Raw genomic sequence first — 7,186 nt, 5'->3', positions numbered from 1 at the left:
GGGATAAGGGGACGGCTTCGTGTCTGCTATGCAGTTGCGAGCCTGCGAAGCAAAGCTCGAGTCCCCTTGTCTCCCTTTTGGATAAAAGAGTTTTTAAATTTAAAGTCTGTATTTTTAAAAGAGAAATTTGCTATTTTGTAAATTTTAAAATTCCATTCACTAGCAAGAATTGACTACTAAAATTTGGCTTCGCTTACAGCTTAGCTCAAATTTTAGAGCCGAAATTACTCGTTCATGAAATTTTAAAATTTGTTTCACACTAAGAACATGGCACTTTGGCACTATTGCATATTTTGAACATGTGCCGAAGGATAAAAAGAGTGGGCAAGGTGTACGAATTTCGTATCTGACTTGCATTGCAAGCCTACAAAGCAAAATAGAAGCCTTTACCCACCCCCTATTTTTAGAAAATAAATTTATAAATTTGACCGCTAACTTTTTGATCTACACAAACGAAATGGCAAAAATTTCAGGTTTTGCGATCTTTTTTATCTCTTCTTTTGCCATGGCAAATTCTTTTGCGCCCTCTATTTTTAGCGTGTGCCCGCTAAACTCAAAGCTTAAATTTAACTTCTCACAGGTTATATCAAGTGCCTTGGCTAGTGCAAGGATGAAGCTTAGCCACCTTACACACTCAGCCTTTGGTAATAAATTTTTATACTTTTCAAACTCATAAATATTTTTCTTGCCATTTGTGCCGATGACTGCGGCTATTAGTGTCTTTTGCTCGTGTGAAAAGCCGTAGTTTAGGGCATTTAGTATGATATAGGCTGAGTTTTTGTGATCGCCGTAAAAGCCTATCTCTTGACCGATGTTGTGGAGCTTTGCAGCAATTAGCAGCGTCTCAAGATAGCTCTCATTTAGCCCATGAAGCTTTTTAAGCGCCACAAAAATATCCTTTGCGTATCTTGCCACGGCTTTGTTGCAAGAGAGAATGAAGCGGTCTTGCAGGCTTTTGACGCTTGGGTTAAAATTTTCTGGAAATTTAAGACTTGGACGCAAAAAGTCTTTTAAAAAGACGCCCTCTCTTACGCCAACGCCACTTGTGATGACATTTTTGGCATTTAGCGCCTTGGCAAGGGCTAAAAATATATGTGCGCCCTCTCTAATAGTGTCATATCTATCTTTTTTTATAGGGAATTTATTTAGTTCAAGCACGCTAACGTTTGCGATGCTCTCGATGTAGGCTTGCTCGTCGCTAAGCTTGTAGCAAAAGCCATGCAGTGATGAGAGCGGATATAAATTTTTGCTCATTATGGCCGATGAGATCGCTCTTAAAGAGCCGCCGATGGCTATTAAATTTGGGCACTTAAATCGCTCATCTATCTGCGTCGAGATCTGTGATAGAAATTTGGGTAGTTTGTTTAAATTTTTCTTATCAAAAAATAGCTCTTTTAGCCTAACCGTGCCTATATCAAGCGAGAGGACATCGGCAATCTTGCCGTTACTTATCCTAGCAAGCTCGGTCGAGCCTCCGCCGATATCGATAGTGACACACTCAGCTAGATTGTGAAGCAAATTTTTAGCCGCTATCGCTCCAAAAGTAGCCTCTTCTTTGCCGTCAATTACTTTTAAATTTATGCCAAGTTTTTTTCTTAAAAGAGAGATCAAAACGCCTGAGTTTGGAGCATCTCTAAGCGCTGAAGTGCCGACACATAGGACTTTGGAGCATTTGTAACTTTTTATGATGCTATCAAATTCGCCAAAAGCTTTGATGGCTTTTTGCATTGAAGCTTCTGAAATTTCGTTGTTTGAGCCGTATCCGCCTTCGCCTAGTCGCACTTTGGTTTTATATTCAGCTAGTATAAAAAATGCTAAGCGTGATGTGCGCTCAAATATCGCCATACGCATAGAATTTGAGCCAAGATCGATCACTGCGGTTCTCTTTGCCATTTTTTATCCTTTTAAATTTAAAACGAGGCTTGCAACTGCTCCGTTTGTGTTCTCTCTATTTTTGATAGATATCTCAGCGCCAAGTGCCTGTGCTGCGCCTTTTGCGAGAAATAGTCCAAGTCCAGCACCACCTTTGTTGCCGTATCTTTTAAATGGAGCAAACAAGTCCTTGCTCTCGTCTATGCCCACGCCTTCGTCGGCAACCTCGATGATAAATTTGCTCTTTTCAAGCCTTGAGCTAATCGTAATCGTGCTATTTTTTGGAGAAAATTTGATAGCATTTTGGACGAAATTTTGCACGATGTGAGTTAGTAGGCTGGTTTGGATATTTAGGTTAAAAATTTCAGGTTTTAGATCGAGTGCGAGATTTTTTTCTTCACCTTTTGCGAGCACCTCGTAGTTTTTGCCTAGTTTTTTCAAAAATGCGATCACGTCGGTATTTACTGGCTCTTCAAACTGCGCGCCCTCTTGACGACCGATCTCAAGGACTGAGCCTATCATAGCGTTCATGCCGTTGATCGCTTCGTTGTTTGATTTTAGCGCTTCTATGTATTTTTCGCTCTCGCGTGGTTTTAAAAGTGTCACTTCGTTTTTGGTTTTCATGACGGCAAGCGGAGTTTTTAGCTCGTGCGCCACGCCTACAAAGAGCTCTTTTTGGTATAAAACGAAAGTTTGTATGCGAGCAATTAGCCTATTTATGCTGTTGCCAAGTGGTAAAAACTCGTCTGGCAAGCTTTTGATATCGATCTCTTTTAGAAATTTCTCATCTAAATTTGTAAGCTTGTGACTTAAAATTTTTATAGGTATTAAAAGCATTCTTGATAAAAATAGTGCATAAAATAGCACCAAAAGTATCGCTGTGACATTTACGATTATAATATCTATAAAAATTTCTTCGACTATCTGGCTTTGAAGTGAGGTATCCTTTTCGAGGACTAAGTAGCTGCTTTCATCTAGCCTTGTTGTTAGAGTGGTTATGCTCTTATCTTTTATCTTTTGCATCACAAGGTAGGGCTTCTCACCTTTAAGCTCTCCTGCTTTTACGGTGGCTAGAGTTTTGTTTGGGATTCCTATAGTAAAAGTTTTTAGATTGTTAGGATTGAAATTTTGTGGATTGTTTTTGTAAGCTGTGGCTTGCTGGTTTAGCTCACTAACTACGCTTTGAAAAACGGTGACTCTTATGTAGTGATAGAGCATCACCGAAACAACGGCAATTAGCATCATCGCACCAGATGCTAATTGCAGTATAAATCTATTTCTTAAGCTTTTTTGGGAAAGCAAAATCTATATCCGCGTCTTCTAACAGTTTCTATTGTCGAAATATTTAGCGGTTTGTCCATTTTTTGGCGGATTTGGTTGATAGCGACCTCGATAACGTTTGGAGTTACGAGCTCTGGCTCTTCCCAGATAGCGTCAAGTAGTTGCTCTTTAGATACGATCTGATCTGAGTGTCTTGCAAGGTGAGTTAGTACCTCAAATGGCTTGCCTTTTAGCTCGATGTCGCGACCAAGATATGTGATCTTCTCTTCGTCAGGGTTGATGATAAGCTCGTCTATCTTGATGATATTTGTGCCGCCAAAGCGTAGTCTAGCCTCTAGTCTAGCTACTAAAATATCAAAATCAAATGGTTTTTTGATGTAGTCATCAGCGCCAGCTCTAAGTGCTTTTATCTCGCTCTCTTTGTCGTCTTTTGCAGAAAGAACTACAACTGAGGTGCGTGGAGATTTATGTTTTATAATGTTTATAAGATCAACGCCGTCACCATCTTGAAGCATCCAGTCAGTTAAAACTAAGTCATAGTTTCTGATGCCGATGTAGTACTCAGCGTCTTTGAAATTTTCAGAGCTATCTGTCTGATAACCAAACTCTTGCAACCCCTCAGCAATCGTCTTATTTAGCGTTACTTCGTCTTCTACTATTAAAATACGCATTTCTTTTCCTTAAACTAAAATTTATGGTCGATTGTATCATAAATTAAGAAATATTTCAAGATACTTTAATAAATTTTTAAAAAACAGTGCTGATTTTTGCACCGACGATTGCATTTGGTAAAATCTCGGTTTTTAAAATCTCCATATCTAATCTAGTAAGCGAGCTAAACCTCTCTTTTAGCGCTTTGCAGGTTGCTTCTAGCGACTCTTCTACGCTTTGGAATTTCATCTCATTGTAAAATTCTTTTATAAAATCAGCCACTAAAACATAATCAATCAAGCTAGTTGAGCGAAATTCTAAGCTTACTTTTACCTCTTGCTTTGCAACTCGCTCAAAGTCAAACATCCCGATAACGGTTTGAAATTTATAATCTTTAATGATAGTTGTTATTTCACTTTTCATACGACTTTTTGCTCCTTGCCTGAAAGCAGGCGAACGATATTTGGTATGTGCTTATAAACTACCAAAAATGCGATGATAAGTATCGGTGCGTGAGTGTAAATTTCATCAAGCTCTGGGTGAATGATAAAGCTTGATGCGATGAGAGCTATCAACGCGCATAGCGAGGCTAGAGAGCTTATCTTTAAAAATTTACCGACCAAAAACCAAACGACTAGAGCGATTATTATCTCAACTGGTAAGAAAAATGCGAGCACGCCAGCTCCGGTTGCCACACCTTTGCCACCTTGAAAGCCCAAAAATATAGAAAAACAATGTCCTGCAACGCTTAAAACTGCCATCGTCCAAAGCACGCTTTGGCTAGCTCCAAGCAAAGAGGCTATGATGAGTGGCAAAACGCCCTTTAAAACGTCACAAACTACTGTTAAAATGGCTAGTTTTTTGGCGAGTTTTGGGTTTGTTTGCTTTAAAACCCTTAAAACATTTGTCGCGCCTATGCTTTTGCTGCCCTCTTTTTTTATATCAACATGTCCGAAAATTTTTGCTAGTATGAGTCCTGATGGGATGCTGCCAAGCAGGTAGCTAACGGCATAAAGTATTAAATTTTGCATATTTTACCTTTTAAATTTAAAGAGATATGATATTAAAAAAATACTAATTTTTTTATAAATCATCTCCACAAAAGCACGATTTTTTCGTCGTAGATGTCGCTTTTCTTTGGCGAAATTTGCGTTTCGTTTATCGTGATGTTTTTAACATCGTTCGCCTCTTTTAGTGCATCGCACTCTTGTGCAAATTTCTCCTCAAGCTCGCTTATGGCTAAGCTTATATCATTTACGCTTTGCTCGCTAAGCTTAACGTCGCTTCGCTCTTTTAAGACCTTGTTTGCGCTTCTAGCACTTGATGCGATCTTGCCCGCGTTTTGGCGAGATAAGAGCTTATTGCCAAATATCGCTCCAAATATGCTTGCGCCTATATTTATAGCAGCATCAAGGCCGCTTGTGGTCATCTCTTTTTGTTCTTTATCAAGCTTTGCAAGGGCTTTGTTTAGCTTATCTTGCAAGCTTTTTTGCTCTTTTTCAAATTTAGCCGTGAGTTTTGCGGTTTGCTCCTCTAAAATTTCATTGCACTTATCCTGAAGCCTTATGAAAAACTCCTCTTTTGACTCGTTTTCTTTTGAGTAAATTCCCATCGCTTCAAAGGTGTTAAATTTGAAATTTCTATACAAAAACTCTTTAAAATCTTTCTCTAAAGCGTCAAAATTTTTAGCGCTCGTTATGAAATTTGGCACAGCAGCAAAGCTTGCGCCGCTTGGCTCATTTTCGCTCGCATCAACGTGCATGCCTTCGCTAGCCTCACTCCAGTTTGGCTCTTTGTCGTTTTCACTAAGCTCGTAAAGGTAGCTTGCCTCACAAACGCTGTCTATGCCCTTTTTGGCGTCATAAATTCTCACTTTTGCGCTTGCTAGTAAATTTGGTGTGAGGCTTTTTGAGTTAGCATAAAGCTGCGTGATCGCACTTGAGATGATAGGTTTTGCGCTAAATTTCATCTCGCTTTTATCTACATTTTGGCTGCTTAAATTTTCTTTTTTATCTTTCATCAAATTTGAAATTTGTTCGCGGCTAAGCGGACCTTTTAGATAGCTAAGTGCCCAGCGCGTGGAGATGACGTTTAAGCCGTCCTCGTTTATATTTTTGAGTAAGAAATTTCTTTTGGCTAAATTTGATATGAGATTTTCAAGTGAGGCTTTGTCTAAGCTTGAGCCTGCGATGCCGCTCAGGCCGTCGATCACGCGGGCTTTGTCCTGCGCTGTTTGGAGGCGGCCGATGAACCAAGTGCCGATGTTGCTAAGGCCTTTGTAGTCAAGATCTACTGGGTTTTGCGTGCTTAAGACGCAGCCTAAACCAAATGCACGGGCTTGTTTTAAAAGCGTGAGCATAGGCGTTTTTGACGGCGGATTTGCATTTGGCGGGAAGAAGCCAAAAATTTCATCCATATATAGGATCGCTCTAAGTGAGCTAGTGCCCTCTGTGCCGCGCATCCACGCGATGATCTCGTTTAGTAAAAGGGTGACAAAAAACATCCTCTCAGCGTCATTTAGGTGCGAGATCGTAAAGATATTGCACTTTGCTTTGCCGTTTTCGTCAAAAAGCATCTTTGAAATTTCTAGTCTAACGCCCTGCGTCCAGCCCTTAAAGCTTGGGCTTGCGATGAGTGCGTTTATCTTCATGGCAAGCTTTAGGCGCTCACTGCTTGGATAGAAGGTATCCACGTCAAAAACGCCTATCTTTTTAAACGGCGGATTTGCTATGAAATTTATAAGCTCTTCGATGCTGACGTCTTTTTGCTCTTTAAATTTGCTCTCAAATATAGTGGAGATAAGTAGCTGCTCTTTTGAGCTCATATCCTCTGAACTCATGCCAATGAGTGATAGCACCGACGCTGCGAGCGAATTTATATAGTTGCTAAAAATTTCATCGTCACTAATATTTGGGCAGGCAAAGTCGCTAAGTAGCGCCACACCTATGCCAGCTGAACTTTTTGGCGTGTAGATATTAAAGCTAGCGCTTTCTTTTAAAATTTTTACCCGCTCAAGGTCTTGAAAGCTCGACTCTATGCCGTTTCTCCAAAGCTCGGCCTGAGCGGCGGCAAATTCCTCTACGCTTTGACCTTTGTTTGCAGCCTCTGCTTCATCGACGTATGGTAAAAAATCCTCCGCTCTCATCTGCGGAAAAGTTAGGGCTAAATTTGTGATATCGCCCTTTGGGTCGATGATGATAGAGGGGATGTTGTCTATGCAGGCCTCTTCTAAAAGCGTGATACCAAGGCCTGTTTTACCGCTACCAGTCATACCGATAATAGCTGCATGGGTGGTTAGGTCCTTGTTTTTATAAAAAAATGGCTCTTTGTCTTTTAGTCCGATGTAAAAAAGTTTTAAATTCTCTTGTATGGTTTTCACTGA

The 7,186-nt window shown here is 40.1% G+C and carries 6 protein-coding genes; all 6 read right to left on the bottom strand.

Annotation, left to right across the window (positions count from 1 at the left end; translation table 11 throughout):
• Positions 1-444 precede the first annotated feature (444 nt).
• Entirely contained in the window at positions 445-1,893 is a 1,449-nt protein-coding gene (locus CYO89_RS10225) for a Ppx/GppA phosphatase family protein (RefSeq protein WP_103598201.1), read from the bottom strand.
• Positions 1,894-1,896: 3 nt separating this feature from the next.
• Entirely contained in the window at positions 1,897-3,114 is a 1,218-nt protein-coding gene (locus CYO89_RS10220) for a sensor histidine kinase (protein ID WP_181001917.1), read from the bottom strand.
• A 38-nt stretch (positions 3,115-3,152) separates the two neighbouring features.
• Positions 3,153-3,824 (bottom strand): homeostatic response regulator transcription factor HsrA, encoded by a 672-nt coding sequence (gene hsrA, locus CYO89_RS10215; protein ID WP_002942555.1) that lies wholly within the window; start codon positions 3,822-3,824, stop codon positions 3,153-3,155.
• Positions 3,825-3,900: 76 nt separating this feature from the next.
• A complete protein-coding gene (locus CYO89_RS10210) occupies positions 3,901-4,227 on the bottom strand; it encodes a dihydroneopterin aldolase (RefSeq protein ID WP_103598200.1) in 327 nt (108 codons plus the stop codon).
• Positions 4,224-4,835: a glycerol-3-phosphate 1-O-acyltransferase PlsY gene (plsY, locus tag CYO89_RS10205; protein WP_021089007.1), complete on the bottom strand. Its 612-nt coding sequence runs from the start codon at positions 4,833-4,835 to the stop codon at positions 4,224-4,226. Before plsY ends, CYO89_RS10210 begins: the two co-directional genes overlap by 4 nt.
• A 59-nt stretch (positions 4,836-4,894) precedes the next feature.
• Positions 4,895-7,183, bottom strand: coding sequence for an ATP-binding protein (locus tag CYO89_RS10200; protein WP_103598199.1), 2,289 nt, complete (start codon positions 7,181-7,183; stop codon positions 4,895-4,897).
• Positions 7,184-7,186 lie beyond the last annotated feature (3 nt).

It is taken from the genome of Campylobacter concisus (assembly GCF_002913765.1).
Lineage (GTDB): Bacteria > Campylobacterota > Campylobacteria > Campylobacterales > Campylobacteraceae > Campylobacter_A > Campylobacter_A concisus_BB.
Note: the sequence above shows the minus strand (reverse complement) of the source record. Positions and strands in the feature narration are given on the sequence as shown.